Source organism: Saccharolobus shibatae B12, from assembly GCF_019175345.1.
Classification (GTDB): domain Archaea; phylum Thermoproteota; class Thermoprotei_A; order Sulfolobales; family Sulfolobaceae; genus Saccharolobus; species Saccharolobus shibatae.
The window spans coordinates 2,500,646-2,516,032 of the sequence record NZ_CP077717.1 but is presented as its reverse complement, the minus strand read 5'-3'; the positions used below and the strand labels follow the sequence as shown (position 1 = coordinate 2,516,032).

Annotated in this window: 21 protein-coding genes; 7 read left to right on the top strand and 14 right to left on the bottom strand. The window is 34.8% G+C overall.

Annotated elements, in window-relative coordinates; translation table 11 throughout:
• Positions 1-18 precede the first annotated feature (18 nt).
• Both J5U23_RS13340 and J5U23_RS13335 read right to left on the bottom strand, forming a co-directional pair.
• Entirely contained in the window at positions 19-555 is a 537-nt protein-coding gene (locus tag J5U23_RS13340; protein WP_218258624.1) for a cupin domain-containing protein, read from the bottom strand.
• A gap of 101 nt (positions 556-656) precedes the next feature.
• Positions 657-1,208, bottom strand: a complete 552-nt coding sequence (locus J5U23_RS13335; RefSeq protein ID WP_218258623.1) for a VIT1/CCC1 transporter family protein — start codon at positions 1,206-1,208, stop codon at positions 657-659.
• 49 nt (positions 1,209-1,257) lie between these two features.
• Between J5U23_RS13335 and J5U23_RS13330 the strand changes: the two genes are divergently transcribed.
• Together J5U23_RS13330 and J5U23_RS13325 are read left to right on the top strand one after the other, a co-directional pair.
• Positions 1,258-1,659, top strand: coding sequence for a hypothetical protein (locus J5U23_RS13330; RefSeq protein ID WP_218258622.1), 402 nt, complete (start codon positions 1,258-1,260; stop codon positions 1,657-1,659).
• An 86-nt stretch (positions 1,660-1,745) separates the two neighbouring features.
• Positions 1,746-2,234 carry an adenosine-specific kinase gene (locus J5U23_RS13325; RefSeq protein WP_012711481.1) on the top strand — a complete coding sequence of 163 codons (489 nt, stop codon included), beginning with the start codon at positions 1,746-1,748 and terminating at the stop codon, positions 2,232-2,234.
• Here J5U23_RS13325 and J5U23_RS13320 read toward each other — a convergent pair.
• Positions 2,163-2,615 (bottom strand): DUF309 domain-containing protein, encoded by a 453-nt coding sequence (locus J5U23_RS13320; protein WP_218266401.1) that lies wholly within the window; start codon positions 2,613-2,615, stop codon positions 2,163-2,165. The genes J5U23_RS13325 and J5U23_RS13320 overlap by 72 nt on opposite strands.
• Before the next feature lie 61 nt (positions 2,616-2,676).
• Here J5U23_RS13320 and amrS point away from each other — a divergent pair, with 61 nt between their 5' ends.
• Positions 2,677-3,732: an AmmeMemoRadiSam system radical SAM enzyme gene (gene amrS, locus J5U23_RS13315; protein WP_218266400.1), complete on the top strand. Its 1,056-nt coding sequence runs from the start codon at positions 2,677-2,679 to the stop codon at positions 3,730-3,732.
• On the opposite strand, the gene J5U23_RS13310 is transcribed toward amrS, so the two are convergent.
• Positions 3,725-4,483, bottom strand: a complete 759-nt coding sequence (locus J5U23_RS13310) for an enoyl-CoA hydratase/isomerase family protein (protein WP_218258619.1) — start codon at positions 4,481-4,483, stop codon at positions 3,725-3,727. The two genes, amrS and J5U23_RS13310, sit on opposite strands and share 8 nt — an antisense overlap.
• A gap of 72 nt (positions 4,484-4,555) precedes the next feature.
• Between J5U23_RS13310 and J5U23_RS13305 the strand changes: the two genes are divergently transcribed.
• A complete protein-coding gene (locus J5U23_RS13305) occupies positions 4,556-5,107 on the top strand; it encodes a hypothetical protein (RefSeq protein WP_218258618.1) in 552 nt (183 codons plus the stop codon).
• Here J5U23_RS13305 and cyoE read toward each other — a convergent pair.
• Genes cyoE through J5U23_RS13285 form a run of 4 tightly spaced genes read right to left on the bottom strand, consistent with a single transcriptional unit; the run spans position 5,099 to position 7,995 of the window.
• Entirely contained in the window at positions 5,099-5,956 is an 858-nt protein-coding gene (gene cyoE, locus J5U23_RS13300; RefSeq protein WP_218266399.1) for a heme o synthase, read from the bottom strand. The genes J5U23_RS13305 and cyoE overlap by 9 nt on opposite strands.
• 35 nt (positions 5,957-5,991) lie before the next feature.
• The gene (locus tag J5U23_RS13295) at positions 5,992-6,936 is read right to left on the bottom strand and encodes a homoserine dehydrogenase (RefSeq protein WP_218266398.1); all 945 of its coding nucleotides are present in this window, start codon (positions 6,934-6,936) and stop codon (positions 5,992-5,994) included.
• Positions 6,933-7,607, bottom strand: coding sequence for a B3/B4 domain-containing protein (locus J5U23_RS13290; protein ID WP_218258615.1), 675 nt, complete (start codon positions 7,605-7,607; stop codon positions 6,933-6,935). The genes J5U23_RS13295 and J5U23_RS13290 overlap by 4 nt, the downstream gene beginning before the upstream one ends.
• Positions 7,594-7,995 carry a CopG family ribbon-helix-helix protein gene (locus J5U23_RS13285; RefSeq protein WP_218258614.1) on the bottom strand — a complete coding sequence of 134 codons (402 nt, stop codon included), beginning with the start codon at positions 7,993-7,995 and terminating at the stop codon, positions 7,594-7,596. Before J5U23_RS13285 ends, J5U23_RS13290 begins: the two co-directional genes overlap by 14 nt.
• Before the next feature lie 33 nt (positions 7,996-8,028).
• On the opposite strand from J5U23_RS13285, the gene tldD reads away from it, so the two are divergent.
• Both tldD and J5U23_RS13275 read left to right on the top strand, forming a co-directional pair.
• The gene (gene tldD, locus J5U23_RS13280) at positions 8,029-9,366 is read left to right on the top strand and encodes a zinc metalloprotease TldD (protein WP_218267552.1); all 1,338 of its coding nucleotides are present in this window, start codon (positions 8,029-8,031) and stop codon (positions 9,364-9,366) included.
• Positions 9,356-10,603 (top strand): TldD/PmbA family protein, encoded by a 1,248-nt coding sequence (locus J5U23_RS13275; protein WP_218266397.1) that lies wholly within the window; start codon positions 9,356-9,358, stop codon positions 10,601-10,603. The genes tldD and J5U23_RS13275 overlap by 11 nt, the downstream gene beginning before the upstream one ends.
• Here the strand turns inward: J5U23_RS13275 and J5U23_RS13270 are convergent.
• Together J5U23_RS13270 and J5U23_RS13265 are read right to left on the bottom strand one after the other, a co-directional pair.
• Positions 10,598-11,284: a biotin--[acetyl-CoA-carboxylase] ligase gene (locus J5U23_RS13270; RefSeq protein WP_218266396.1), complete on the bottom strand. Its 687-nt coding sequence runs from the start codon at positions 11,282-11,284 to the stop codon at positions 10,598-10,600. The genes J5U23_RS13275 and J5U23_RS13270 overlap by 6 nt on opposite strands.
• Positions 11,262-12,338, bottom strand: coding sequence for an L-threonylcarbamoyladenylate synthase (locus J5U23_RS13265; RefSeq protein WP_218266395.1), 1,077 nt, complete (start codon positions 12,336-12,338; stop codon positions 11,262-11,264). Before J5U23_RS13265 ends, J5U23_RS13270 begins: the two co-directional genes overlap by 23 nt.
• A 129-nt stretch (positions 12,339-12,467) precedes the next feature.
• Here J5U23_RS13265 and J5U23_RS13260 point away from each other — a divergent pair, with 129 nt between their 5' ends.
• Positions 12,468-12,980, top strand: coding sequence for an NADH-quinone oxidoreductase subunit B (locus J5U23_RS13260; RefSeq protein ID WP_012711468.1), 513 nt, complete (start codon positions 12,468-12,470; stop codon positions 12,978-12,980).
• Here J5U23_RS13260 and J5U23_RS13255 read toward each other — a convergent pair.
• From J5U23_RS13255 to J5U23_RS13240, 4 genes are read right to left on the bottom strand one after another with little or no spacing between them, the layout of a single operon-like run.
• Entirely contained in the window at positions 12,959-14,161 is a 1,203-nt protein-coding gene (locus J5U23_RS13255) for a glycerate 2-kinase (RefSeq protein WP_218266394.1), read from the bottom strand. The two genes, J5U23_RS13260 and J5U23_RS13255, sit on opposite strands and share 22 nt — an antisense overlap.
• A gap of 2 nt (positions 14,162-14,163) precedes the next feature.
• Positions 14,164-14,502 carry a hypothetical protein gene (locus J5U23_RS13250; RefSeq protein WP_218258609.1) on the bottom strand — a complete coding sequence of 113 codons (339 nt, stop codon included), beginning with the start codon at positions 14,500-14,502 and terminating at the stop codon, positions 14,164-14,166.
• On the bottom strand, positions 14,495-15,133 hold the full coding sequence (locus J5U23_RS13245) for a metal-dependent transcriptional regulator (RefSeq protein WP_218258608.1): 639 nt from the start codon (positions 15,131-15,133) through the stop codon (positions 14,495-14,497). Before J5U23_RS13245 ends, J5U23_RS13250 begins: the two co-directional genes overlap by 8 nt.
• Before the next feature lie 5 nt (positions 15,134-15,138).
• Complete coding sequence (locus tag J5U23_RS13240; protein WP_218258607.1) at positions 15,139-15,375, bottom strand: hypothetical protein; 237 nt, start codon at positions 15,373-15,375, stop codon at positions 15,139-15,141.
• Positions 15,376-15,387 lie beyond the last annotated feature (12 nt).

Sequence of the window (15,387 nt, the reverse complement as noted above, 5' to 3'; positions counted from 1 at the left end):
TAATCCTTTTTCTTCACTTTACTCCCTAAATTCTAATATTCCTAAACCCTCAAGCAACCCAGAGTCTGTTACGTCAAATAGAACACAATCCTCATCTCCAGTGTTAACATGGTAGTGAATTTCATTTGCAGGTACTACGAAAACGTCACCGGCCTTCCACTGTATCTTATCATTTCCAATAACTGAGTATCCTTGACCCTTAAATACCAAATATATTGATGCCATATTATGAGAGTGGGGTTTAGTTGAAACTCCAGGTTTAATTAATTGAAACCCCGCCATCATTGTAGGTGTCAGTCCCTTGTTTCTACCGGTAGAGGGAGAGAAGAACATTATTTTGGCTACACCCTCTTGTATCTTCCCTGACTCTGCGATCCTCTCTAATAGAGGCAGCACTTTCTCAAATTTTATCAGCTTTGGTTTAATCTTTTCCGGAGGAGTTGTATACTCCATAAACGTTACGACTTTTAAATCATCTTGTTCAATTTGCTTCGCTAATTCTTCTATTTCTTTTCTAAATACATCTTGCTTGTCAACTCTTTTTAAAACTTCCATATGATGATTGTGCTTAAACTGCTTAAAAAGATGACTATTATAAAACAGACATTATAAAATAATTATAAGATTTAAAGGACAATAATAGATAGAATGTGTTTCTATTTTATAACTAATAGTGTAATTAATGCAGTAATAATTCCCGCCACTATTAGCTGAACCATTGTGTATATCTTTGCTTTAATTCCCTCACCATAAAGCAAACCCAAAACTGCTAAACTTAACATTCCTACACTTAAAGATAGCATGGTATCATGAGAATAAACATAAGAGTAAAATACTAACAATCCAACAAATGGAGAAATGCCATGAGCAATAGCAGCTAAGACTGCGGCTATCTTCGCGCTATAATCATATATAGTACCTTTTAGGCTCTTCAGAACTTGCTTCTCTATTTTCTCCAATTCAGTTTTTTTCTCCCCTAATTCTACAACCATGGCATTCCATGTTGATGAAATTGCAGTAGCTATTATCCCACTATATATCGATAAGGAAATACTGGTTAGATTAATGTGTGAGATCACACCAGCCAACAAAATCGATAAGCTTAGTAGAATACCGTCGAATGCACCTAATACTATGTAGCGCCTAATTGAAGATTTTAATTCATATTTTACCACGTATTTTAATGCTTCATATAACTTACTTGCCACATTCCAAATTAGGATTGAACTTTTATATTAGATTAATGCAGTGCTTTTGATGAATAGACAGATTCTCTTAGCGTTAGCAGTATTGGTAATAATAGTAATGGCTATAGGAGTTTACGAGGGACATAAATATAGAACAGAAATTAATACAATAGTAATAGGCGGTCAGCAAACAGATGGAACGTACACATTGAAAGTTAACGTAATAATGAATTATGGACTATTTGGCGGAGAGTCTCCTCTGCCCAATGCAGTGATTTGGATTTATAAATATAATGGAACTACGTATTCATTCTATACTTATAATTTCACCAACTCTCAAGGGATAGCATCTTTTAGTTTACCAGCAGGGCAGTATAAGATTTTAGTAACGCAATTGCATTTAACCTATATAGTTAACTTAAATCAAAACGAAGAGGTTATAATAAAGTATGCCTATTTAAATAGTGGATGAGGATTACGGGAGTACAACTGAGGAGAATGATGTAGTGGTCCTTCACTGATAAAAATTTATTTTAATTCCCTTCTTTTATATTATTGATGAGCGTAAAAATAGATGTTGTAAGAATAGATATACCAGAAGGGACTAACGTAATTATAGGCCAATCTCACTTTATTAAAACAGTCGAAGACTTATATGAAACCCTATCGTCAAGTAGTCCTAATTTAAAGTTTGGTATAGCGTTCAATGAAGCAAGCAGTAAAAGACTTGTAAGATATGATGGAAATGATCAAGAACTAATTAAGCTTGCAATTGAGAATGTAAAGAAAATAGGTGCAGGCCACGTTTTTGTAATCTATCTAAAGAATGGGTATCCAATTAACGTGCTAAATAGAATAAAAAACGTAGAGGAAGTTGTTAGAATATTCGCAGCTACAGCTAATCCATTACAAGTTATAGTAGCTGAAACCGATCAAGGAAGAGGCATAATTGGTGTAGTAGATGGATACACCCCATTAGGTGTTGAGTCCGAGGCTGATATACAAGAGAGGAAGGAGTTCTTGAGGAAGATCGGATATAAGAGATAAAGCTTTTTCCATCAACATGTTAGAGACGTCAACTTCACCTTTTAGATACTTAATTAAGGAGGCACAAAGCAAAATTATTGATTGCAAAAAATTTTTCTCGTATTTATTTTCTGCTTTTCTCCATTTTTCTTCTAAAATCTCATGACATTCCCAAAATCTCATGTCGTAAAATAACTGTTTAAATGTGCCATTGATCTCGGTAACCATAAATAATGGTTCGCCAATTAAGGATATGACTTTTTTAGGATCATCTATTATATCTACCTCGATATATTTCCCTATCCTAACGTCTACCACATTAATATTATTAATCCTCAGAAATTTCTTTAGGTCATCGTTAAATATTCCCCTCCTGTAGAACAATAAAACCCTACTCATCATTTACATTATACTCCATCTAATACAAAATATTTTTTACCTCTGAAGAGAAATAGTATAACGTATGACTAAAGAAGCAGTATTATATAAAAAAGAGGATAGTAGAATTCGTTGTTTGGCTTGCGCTAGAAAGTGCTTAATAGGTGAAGAGCAAACGGGATTCTGTGGCGTGAGATCTGTTAGAAATGGAAAATTACACCTTGATGTTTATGGTAAAATAGCTGCTGCTCATATAGACCCTATAGAGAAGAAACCTTTAGTTCACTTTAACCCAGGATCAAAGGTTTTCTCGTTTTCCACATATGGATGTAACTGGATGTGTATGTATTGCCAGAATTACGATATAAGCCAGAGGCGTAAGGCGGAGGGAGTAGAGCTATCACCAGAAGAGATCGTTGAACTAGCCATGGGATACGATGTAGATGGAATGACGTATACTTATAATGAACCGGCAATATTCGCAGAATTTGCTCATGACGTGGGTATAGTAGCCAAGAAACACGGTCTATTTAATACTATGGTATCAAATGGATATTGGACACCTAATCTTGTGGATTATGTAAGGGACTTTTTAGATGCTGTTACAATTGACTTTAAGGGAAATGGAGAACAGAAATTTTTAAGAAGATATACTGGCGCTACATCTGCAGAACCCATTATTGAAACTGCTAGTGAGTTATCTAAAAAGGGGATTCACGTGGAAATTACAGACTTGATAATACCTCAAATAGGGGATGATATAGAAGCCGCAAAACAACTTTTAACTAAATTGTACGATCAATTAGGCACAGACATACCAATCCATTTCTTAAGATTCCACCCTGACTATAAGTTAAATTACTTACCATGGACTCCAGTTGAGACCTTAGAGAGACATTATAAATTAGCAAAGGAACTAGGTTTCAAATTCGTTTACATAGGAAATGTCCCTGGACATCCATATGAAAATACGTATTGCCCAAACTGCGGTAATTTAGTAATAAGAAGATATAGTTTCGATATTCTAGAATGGCATCTAACTGAGGATATGAGGTGTAAATTCTGTGGATATAAGTTACCTATAAAAGGAAAGCTATCTAGACACGCATTTAAGGAAAGATTTGAGCCAGTATTTATTTAGACCTCTTTGAAAGGAACTCATCAACTCTTTTCTTCTCTTCCTCTGTAGCGAACGCAATACCCCACCCTAAGCTTTCTAACGTTAAACCACTAAGTATTGGACCATCATTACCGTAATTTACTACAGTCTTAATTAATCTTATAGCCGTTTGTGGTTTTTCTGCAAGTTTTAAAGCTAACTCCCTTACTTCTTTTTCAAGTGAGGAAGATTCTACGACTCTATTTACAAGACCAATTCTCTCCGCATAATCCGCTTTTATCCTATCACCTAACATAATAATTTCTAACGCCCTCCCTTTTCCAATTAGCCTAACTAATCTCTGAGTACCACCGAACCCCGGATAGATTCCTAAATTGATTTCCGGCAATCCTAGTTCTACATTTTGGGAAGCAATTCTAAGATCACAACTCAATGCCAGTTCTAAACCTCCGCCTAATGCATATCCATTTATCATGGCTATAGTAGGCTTAGGATACCTCTCTATATAGTCCATTAATTCTCTTCCCTTTGTAGCAAATTCCCACGCTTTAACTGGGTCCAATTCTTTAAACTGAGAGATATCAGCCCCGGCTGAAAAGGCCTTTCCAGAACCCGTAAATATGATAACCTTAATTTTATCATTATTTACAATTTGCCTTAATACACTTCCAATTTCATCGAGCATCTTTACATTAATTGAATTTAGCTTATCTGGTCTATTTAATATTATCCACTCTATTGGGGGTTCTTCTCTTACAAGTATAGTCTCCATTAATAGAAACCCTCAAAGAATATGATGCATTGCAATATTTATCTTTTTAAGCTATAAGTAGTAATAGTACATGTGACTAGAAGAGATACAATAATATCAATAATATCAGCAATACCACCGATTATAGGAACTAGCATTACATCATTTATTATGAGTAGAAGATATGGAGACTTAAAGGAAGTAATTAAATATGTGATGATAGGCTTACCAGTCACTTTAGCTACCACCTATTATTTATTTATAAACATAATTCCAAAATATGCGGATTATCTTATACCAATCCCAGCAATTTTGCCGTTGCCAATTTTATTTCTCTTAACTAGGAATAACATTTCAGTCAATTACAGTGAGGATTACATTGAGATAAAATTTAAAATACCAATTAACATGACTTCTCATGATCCACATGAATTGTTTAATTATGTATTTAATAAAGCGCTGAATAAAATTAGAAACCCCTATTACCATTATAAATTATCCGCAGTGGCAAACTGCTCGGGATTAAAAGTGTCTTATCAAAATGAGGACAAGTTAGTAATAAGGAGAAAATGTGGGGATATTGATATTAGAATTGTAATCTCGTCTAAGAAAATAGCAGACATGGTAATAGATATTTCATATTAGTTTAACTATTATCATAATTAAAAGTATTAGCATTAGGTAAATGTTTGAAAATATAAACGATTTCATTGCTTCTTCTTTAGTTGGATTAAGTATTAACCTATAAGAAAGAAACATTAGAAATGCACTTAAAATGGAAAATGCTATAAGCGCTATTAGATTAATATAGTATCCTAGCAAAAGTACAATGGGAATCATTAAGGCATTAGAAATTGCTATTGCCCTTGCAGAAGCCGTTATTCCAACCACAGCAGGCAGCATGGGATAATGCGCGTTAACGTAATCTTCTCTATACTTCAATGCCAACGACCAGAAATGGCCAGGAGTCCACATAAATATTAGAAAACCTAAAAGAAATCCTTCTAAAGTTAAAGAATTTGTTAAGGATGTATAACCAGCCCAAGCTGCAGCGCTGCCAGCAAATCCACCTATCACTATATTTAGCCAAGTCCTAGGCTTCAATAAGATTGTATATACGAATACATATATTACCACACCTAATGCTATAAAGAAAGCAGTCAAAATATTGTCTATAAAACCTAACGCCGTACCTAAAATTGCTAGAAGTGAACCAACTATTATAGCTTCCTTCCTATTGACATAGCCAACTACTGTAGGTCTCTTTGACGTTCTAGACATTACTTTATCTCTATCTATTTCAATCCCACTATTAATTATCATAGCTCCCATCGACGCTAAAGTACCTCCAATGAACATAGGAATTATTGGTAAAAGTGAAATGCCATGTTTGTAAGCTAAAAAAGCCCCAGCAACTGCTGCTAAATCAAGTAAGCTTACTACACCAAGTTTACCCAACTTTAAATAAGCCTTTATTTTCTGCTGTAAACTCATCAAGTTACAATTGTATTATAAGAATAAAAAAATTGTCATAAACATCCTTCCAATAATAACACCAAATCTGTAAGAGCACCATATGCAGCATTTGCTGGACCTGCCCCTGGACCTCTAATAATAATCCTCTGTATTTCATTTTGAATTTCTAGAGCGTTTTCAACTCCGTCTATATAATATAATGGATCTTGTGGACCTATAATTTGAGGAGATACTTGTATTATATAGTTATCCGCATAGGCTATTAATTTTATTTTCTTACCTTCACTTTTAGCTCTTCTAATCTCTTCATTACTAATCTCAGTTATTCCCTTGAACTTGAAGTCACCTAGTCTTATGCTTCTGTTCATAATAAAATTTGATAAAATTGTCAGTTTAGCTGCAGCATCAAATCCATTAAGATCTAAAGTTGGGTCTTCCTCTGCATAACCTTTTTCTTTAGCTTCTTTCAAGGCTTCATTAAAACTTAACCCTTCATAAATCCTAGTCAAAATATAGTTTGTGGTACCATTAAGGATACCCCTAATCCTAGAGACCTCAGCTACTGGTTGAATCCTAAAGAGATTTATGGAAGGAGTACCACTCATCACAGTTCCTTGGAATCCAATTTTAGCACCAGTTCTCTCAGCAACTTCAAATATTTCCCTAAACTTTAGTGCTAATGGTGCTTTATTTACTGTTATCACGTGAATTTTTCTTGACAATGCCTTTATGTAAGCGCTAACTGAAGGCTCACCATCTTTATAATTAGGTGCAGACATATCAACAATAACATCGGGGTTTATGAAATCAATTGCTTCTAATACAGTTATTTGCTTATCTGGAGAGAAATTCTCCTTATCCCCAACCATTAATCCCTGCCTAGTTAGTATCCCTGCTATCTCAACATTTTGCAATATTGGATAACTATTTCTCTTTTCATGTAGCAGTCTTCTAAATGCCCTTCCAACATTTCCATATCCGATTAAAAGTAACTTCATTTAATCACCACAGTATTATACTCTCTCTTTCCTTTACATATCTTTTCTAATAAATCTGCTACGCGATCTACCGCATATTTGACTAGATTTTCATCGATATTGGGAACTCCAGCACCAACTATAATAACGTTTTTAACATCTGGAGTTATACTAGTTAAGATCGAGTCCCTATGGGGATATATGTGAAGAACCTTACCTTCATCATCAACTAGTATTGGTATTCCCTTATCTAACTTTTCCGTTTTTTTACCTAAACCTAAAAACTCCTCACTACCTTTAGACATTACTAAATGTAGATCACCCACTACTTTATCACTATCGTATAAACCTATGGGAACTAAAGTTTCAACACTCACTATATTACCTATATCAACAACTATATTAATTCTAGGAAGTCTATTCCCCCTGACTAATCTCCTTCTAAGAGCCTCGCCACTTGGCCTAGTTTTAGTTGGATCTATTCCTATCCTCCAATAAAAATCCCTGTAAGCCCTAACTACGGAATCATTTTTTAAATACTCTGGGTCTTGAGAACGATACTTTTCTTCAACGTTTTTAATCATATCATCCAAGGCTTGTTGAGGGACTCTAGCATCTACATTACTCACCTCTGCCATTGCAACAAAAACCCCTAACTTTCTGACATCATCCGAAATACTAAGTCTTTTCATAAGGAAAAGATATTAGTAGCCTGGCTTTAAGAATTCCCTTAATTTGACCTAACCTATTGTTTAACTCAACAAGCTTACTTTTCTCTCCCTTTACAGCTATGGCTTCTATACATAACTTTTCATTAATGTGCAAATGTAATGTGGAAATTATATTATCCTTGTACTCATGTTGAATTTCGGTTAAGGCTTCAGATGCTTCCTCATGATCGTATACCAGATTTATAATACCATAAATTATCTCAGTGCCTTCCCTATTCTCATCTAAGTAATTTCTCAAAGCTATCTGAAATATTTTAGATCTATCTGGTATACCTTTTCGGGTAATGAAGTCCTCAAGTTCTCTATAAAGTTCCTTTGGTAAGGAAATACTTATCTTTTCAGCACTCATCGATGTTATATATCTAAATAAAGTATTAAAGTAATAATGTTTAAGTACATTAAAAGGGCAGAGGAGCTAGGAGCTTCATTTGTTGATATTAGATATGAAAAAACAATAAGTAATGAATTTACAATTACAGATAATAGAAAATATGTAACTTCTGGTAATGACGAGGGTTATTCAATTAGAATATTATACAATAGAAATTGGGGGTTTAAGGTAAGTGATAGAATTGATAACAGTACAGTAGAAGAAGCAGTAAATTCAGCTTTTGGCGATGAAAGAGTTAACATAGTGTATTTACCTTCAAAACATGATACTATTAAGATTGGAAAGGAGGTAAATAAATCAAAAGAGGAAATAAGTGAAGACTTAAATAAGATCGCAAAACAATTAGCTAACCTTCACCCTAGCATAAGGTCATATACTTTAAACTATTATGACGAGACCATCCACAAGGAGTATTATAGTTCTGAGGATAGGGAAATAATATTAGATGAAAACATTTCTAGCCTAAACATATATGTCATTGCTAGAGAGGGTGACACAATAGTTGAGACTGCTGAGAATTTAACGACTCACATGGGATATGTAGTTGACGTATTTGATATAAACGAAGTGTTTGAGAAGCTTTCACGTAGAATTGAAAATCAACTAAGGGGAAAAACTCCTAAAGCGGGAGAATATCCAGTTGTTTTAGCCCCAGAAGTGGTTGGAGTATTTTTACATGAGGCTATAGGACATTTAAGTGAGGCAGATGTCGCAATAAGTGGAATACTATATGAATTAAGGGGAAAGAAAATAGGGGAGGATTTCCTAAACATTTCAGATGTGCCTAGTATTGATAATCCAAACTCTACAATAGTGTATTATGATGATGAGGGAGTTGAGGGAAGAGAAGTTAAAATTATAGAGAAAGGTGTTTTAAAGGAATTCATGACTAATAGATATTATTCAGCCTATTTAGGGGAACCACCAACGGGAAATGGAAGAACTCAAAGCTATGGGGATTTTCCACTGTCTAGGATGAGGAACATTTACATGAAGCCCAGTAACAATACGTTAAGTGAGCTATTTGAAGGAATTAGGGAAGGTTACTATTTGGGATCAGCAACTGGTGGAGAGACTAGTAGTGAGGGAACATTTCAATTTGCAATACAAGAAGGTTATAGAATAGAGAATGGGGAAATTAAAGAACCGGTAAGAAATATAGGGTTTTCTGGAAATACATTAACTACGTTAAGTATGATAGATATGATTTCAAAGGATTTCGGGATGTCAGCTGGATATTGCGAAAAGAATGGACAAGAAGTCAATGTTAGTGAAGGGGGTCCTCACGTAAGAATAAAGAGCTTGAAGGTAGGGGGATATGTACGATAAGCTAATTTCACGGGCAAAATTGATGGGAATTTCCCTAGAAATTTTCTCTTTGAAGGTAAAGGAGTATACGATATCTAAAGAGAAATTCTACGTTCCAGAAAACGTTGAGAAAATTGGTTACGGAATAAGAGTAATTGACGATAAGTCAAGAATGGGTTATATTTATATGAAAAAGCTTGATCAAAACGCATTAGAGCAAGCGTTAAAAATAGCTAAACTTGGAGAGCCAGATAAGGCGAATGTGTTACCACAGAAACAACCTATAAACAAAATGAGTGATTACGAGGTAAACCTTGATGTTATAAAAGATGTAATGATAAGCCTAAGAGAACTGGAGGAAAACGTAAACTTAACTACTATTTCAGCTTCTGCAATAAATTATGAGGTTTCTATATTCAATACAGAGGGAGTTGAGGTTAGAGAGAAGCGAGGAGTATATTTAGTTCAAGCAGTAGCTAGTAAAAACACGCCAGAAGTTTATGAAATTCTTGTCTCTAAGGATCCTAAAATACCTGTCAATAAATTGAAAGAAAATCTCTTAGAAAAAATAAAAATAATGGAAAACAGGGAGAGGCTTGAGGGAGAACGTGATGTTGTGTTCACTCAAAAGGCATTAAACGAATTGCTTTCTACGGCATTACCAAAACTATTTTCAGCAAGAAGTTTCCACAAGGGGGCTACTCCATTTAAGTTAGGAGAGATAATAAATGAAGGATTAGAAATTATTGATGACCCGTTAGATTCATCCCTGCCTTTTAGTAGATCCTTTGATGATGAAGGAAATCCTTCAAAAGTGGTCAATATTACCGATAAAGGGCAAGTTAGATCGCCATTAACAAATTCCTACTGGTCAGTAAAATTAACAATTGAAAATACTAGTTCAGCATCAAGACAATTGGACTCAATAGTACCATCTTATACAATCCCTCCCTCAATTGGTTCTAGTAATATAGTTATAAGGCATAATAACGTTGAATCGGATATAGAGGATAATAGTGTAGTTGTTGATCAACTTGAAGGAGCAAATACAATTGACTACAGTTCTGGTGATTTTAGCCTTATAGCAAATGTGAGCTGGTTAAACGAAAAGGGTAATAGGACAGGGTTGAAAGAAGTCATGATTACTGGTAATATTAAACAACTTCTGAAAAATCTAGTAAGTTCTTCAAAGGATGTAGAAAATTATGGGAAAATAGTTAGTGGAAAATTAAGAGTAAGTGACCTTTCGATATCATAAAGTTTCTACTCTGTGCACATCATCAACTTCATATATTCCACATTCCGTTATAAGTCTCCCCATATAATCTACAAATAACGCTTTACACTTCTTTTCCCAATTTTCACCTTTGAGTATTACGTCTCTATCCTTGATCGAAAGAAACTGATTCACAATATCTACCGCCTTTTTATTATCAACGTTTAGATACTCATCTATTTTTGTTATCACCTCATCTATACTTAGTTCTACTTCCTTTCTTAGTTCTAAATACAAAGAAGTAGCATTTACATCGCTTGGAAATTCCTTTACTGCTACATCTATACCAACACCTATGAAGAGATCAGACAAGTTAATGTTATCTTCATAAGTCTTGGCCTCAATTAAGATGCCTGTAATTTTCTTATCATGAACCACTATATCATTTGGCCATCTTATCTTTGCGTCAACAAACTTTCTTAAAACATCTAGAACTGCAACGGCAACTTTCAAACCAGATAACTGAATCATTTCCGTTCTAAAGTTCTTTTTAACATAAGTAAACCATAGCCCACCTTTAGGAGAATACCAACTTCTCCCTAATCTTCCTCTTGCTTTAGTTTGCTCCTCTGCAATTATCAAAAAATCTTCATATAACATATTACTAATAACCTCTGCGAAATCTTGTGTAGATGTAACCTTATTGAGTCTTATTACCAACATATTTCCACACATCCTTTATACTATAAATTGAAGAGAAGCCAGATGCCTTTCTTGTTCTATTCATTATCGCCAGTCCTATTCCTCTCTCACTAACACTATGAATAATTCCAATATCTGCATTGGACTTATCCAACTTTCTAAAGCTGTCAAACAAGTTTCTAGAGATCTCATAGAGGTTATTTTCGCTTCCAAGCTCTATTATTTCAATCTTTTCTTCTTGAAATTGCTTACAGACCTCATGTGCACATAAAAAAACTACCCTATAACCCTTTTCTCGTAATTCTTTGATAACATCGCGTAATATACCTCTGTTCTCAACTACTAATAACTTTTTTGTAGGCGCATAATGCTTATATTTCATCCCTGGAGCTAAGGCAACGCTAAATTCACCTGTACCTTTAGCTTGCTCTGGAATAACGATCTTTCCAAATATCCTTTCCAGCTCTTCGACACTAAATGGGCCAGGCCTTAAAAGTACTGGAGGGTCTACAGTAACGTTTATAACCGTTGATTCGACGCCAAAAAACGTTTCTCCGGAATCTAATACTACATCTACTTTTCCAAATAAATCATCAATCACATGCTCTGCCTTAGTAGGGCTAGGTTTTGTCGCTAAATTAGCACTTGGTGCTGCTATTGCTACGCCACTTTCATTTATCAAAGCTAAAGCAACTGGATGAGCTGGCATTCTTACCGCTACTGTATCTAATCCACCAGTAGTCTCTTTAGGAACTTTATCAGTTTTCTTTAAGACAAATGTTAATGGTCCCGGCCACACTATCTTAGCTATATTAATTATTTTTTCTGGTATATCTTTAGCTACCTCATAAAGCTGATCTATATTTGATATATGGACTATGAGAGGATTATCCATAGGCCTATTTTTTGCGATAAATATCTTTTTCACTGCTTCTGCATCTAATGCATTTGCGCCTAATCCATAAACAGTTTCTGTAGGAAAGACTACAGTGCCACCTGCTTTTATTACACTGGCAGCCTTTTTTATTTTATCCAATTCCGGATATAATGGATCCACCTTAAGTACTTCAGTCATTATTTTTAACTTTAAAGATTAACAAGAAAATATACTTGTCGATGATGAGCTAGGGAAAATTGATTTGATGATTTGTGAGGTGATCTCTGAATAAAGTTATTTAAGGGAATGATAAAATAGAGTATAGCAATGACAGAACAGACTATTTTAGTTGGTAACTTAAATGAAGTAGCCAAAAAGGCAGCTCAATGGTTAATTAATAGGAAACCAATAAAATCAATAATCGATTGGGGTATTTCATTTTCTCTCTGGCCACCTCACTTTACTACATCTTGCTGTGGTACAGAATTTGGAGCTTTTGCAGCCGCAAGATTTGATGCAGAAAGGTATGGAATGCTGCCGTTCTCCTCAGCTAGACAATCGAATATACTTATACTAGAAGGTACACTAAGCAGAAAAATGGGTAGAGCAGCGAGAATTGTATATGACCAGATGCCAGAACCGAAGTTCGTTATCGCCCTTGGAGCTTGTATACTCGAAGGAGGAATCTTCTGGAATTCTTATAATACCGTACTTCCCTCAGACCTTGGAATTCCAGTTGATTTATACGTTCCTGGATGTCCAATAAGGCCAGAAGCTGTTGCTAGGGCAGTATTAATGTTACAAAAGAAGATAAGAACTCAAGGAGCCCTTAACACATAAATATTATTCACGTTAGTGTGAGTATAGCCAGTTTTTATAGTCCCTCCATAATTTTCTAGCAAGCCATAACTATTGTGAGTCTCTAATGCAGTATCTATATCATCCTCTGCTATTTTCATGTCAGAAGTGACTTTACAACCAGCATATTCTGAGTTACCGTCAACTCCATCAGTAGCTAAACCTAATAGTTCAAATCTATTTCCTTTTTTAGCGTATTTGAGGAAGGATAGGCAGACCTCTCCATTTCTTCCACCCTTCCCTGCCTTTCCTTGAATTGTAACTTCTGGCTCCCCACCAAGTAATAAATAGTAAGGTCTCCTTAAAGGTACATTATAGTTCTCTGACGAATTATAAATTGAAGCAATAATAGCTCCCACATCTCTTGCCTCTCCTCTGATTTCAGAAGTGAGAATGAAAGAGTTGTCCAGAATGTTTGCGACCTTCTTAAGTACCTCCATGTTATCTAGAATTATGTAATTTTTCACGATTCTAGAGACACTCTTAGGGGTCTCAGTCAGATACTTGGAGTATCTTTCTAATCCTATATCTTTTAAAATTTCTAATGCATTCTCGTTAGTAGAGGTATCAATACTAGTAAGACCACTTCCAATACTACTTATGTCATTACCTGGAACATCACTAACAATAAATGACACTACAGGGATTTTATCTTTTATATATTCTAGTATCTTACCCCCTTTTATCTTAGATAAATGCTTCCTTACTATATTTATTTTATTAATTCCTATTCCAGAGGTAACAAGAATCTTATTAATCATTCTCAGCTCATCTAAGGATATTTCAGAATATTCAACTAATGCTGACGCACCCCCAGAAATTGCAAATATAACTAAATCGTAGTCCTCAGTAGTTAATAGCTCTATCATCTTTTTCCCAGCCTCTATACTGTTCTCATCTGGCAAGGGATGACCAGCTTCTATAACGTTATTCTCTTTACCTTTAGTACCCTTCGGTGTTACTATTAATTTAGCCTTTAATTCAATCCTCTCGCTAAAGAATCGCGCCATGGGCAAAGAGGCCTTCCCTACTGAAATCAGTATAGGTTTGTTAAATGGGATATTTTCGTTGTTAAATAAAAGCGAATTATCCTTTATTTTAACTTTCTCTTGCAAAACATTATAGGGATTTGAATACTCTAAAATCTTTTCAACAATATCCATAATTATCCATTCTCCCTTTTATATTCCTTATATAGTAACGATGCAATCTTTTTTCCTTCTTTACTTAGATCATAGTAAATTCCCTTTGGCTTATGATTTAGTTCTCTAGCTTTAACTTTTAACCACGGCTTTATAGACGAGGTTACAGATTTTTTTAGGGAGCCTTGAAATCTAATCAAGTATCCCATTTCTTCTAATCTTTTACAAGCCTCTTCTACTCGATTCTCGTCGTATTTTGCCACCCATCCACTTTCTCCTAAAAGTCTTCTCGCCATATACCAAGGGTTATCGGGGCCGTATTTGTAAATATGAATTAGGATTTTTTTCATTAATTCATCCAACCACCAACACCTGATCACCAAGTACTTTACTAACTTCCTCTATTCTCTCTCCTACTTTGATTTTTATATCAGTGCCATTATTTTCAATAACTTCAAGTACTGTGCCGGGTTTTAATCCCAGTCGTGTGGCTTCTCTTAAAACCCATTCTTCCTCCCTTACAATCATCACAACCTTATATTTACCAGTAATATTTATTTCAGATAATTTCTTTCCATTTACTTTTTTCCTATTTCCTATAGGATGGCCATGAGGACAAGTTGCAGGATAACCAAGCAATTTATCTATTTTCTCCAATATATCATCTGGCCAAATGTGTTCTAGCCTATGAGCTAACTCGTGAGCTCTTATCCAATCAAGTCCAATTATATCTGTTAACAAACGTTCGCTAAGTCTATGAGACCTAATTAATCTTTCTGCAATTCTCTTTCCCTCTTCAGTTAACTTTATTTTTCGATCGCTAGTTCTTTCTATTAATCCTAATTTTTCTAATTTGTTTAGTGCTTTGCTTATTGTTCCGGGGGAAATATTGAAAATAGAAATTAGTTCTGAAACTTTAGCACTGCCCTTAATTTCCTCTATCTCATACATCTCTTTCAAGTAATTTTCTAAGGGTTCTGAAAGTTCAACCATATGAATTATGTGGCGATCCTCGCTTTTATACTCTCAATTAGATTTGAAGCTCTTTCATCTTTAGCGAAAACTTCTATTAATGCACTTACCGTCTTTCCGTTCATGCCCTCTTTTCGTAAGGTCAACTTTATTTTATCAATAGCCTCATCGACTGCTGCAGATATATGGTCATGTAATTTCGTTTCTATCTCAAAACCATATACCTTAGCTATCGCATAAAACTTTTGTAGCTCGGACCCCATTTCAATATAACT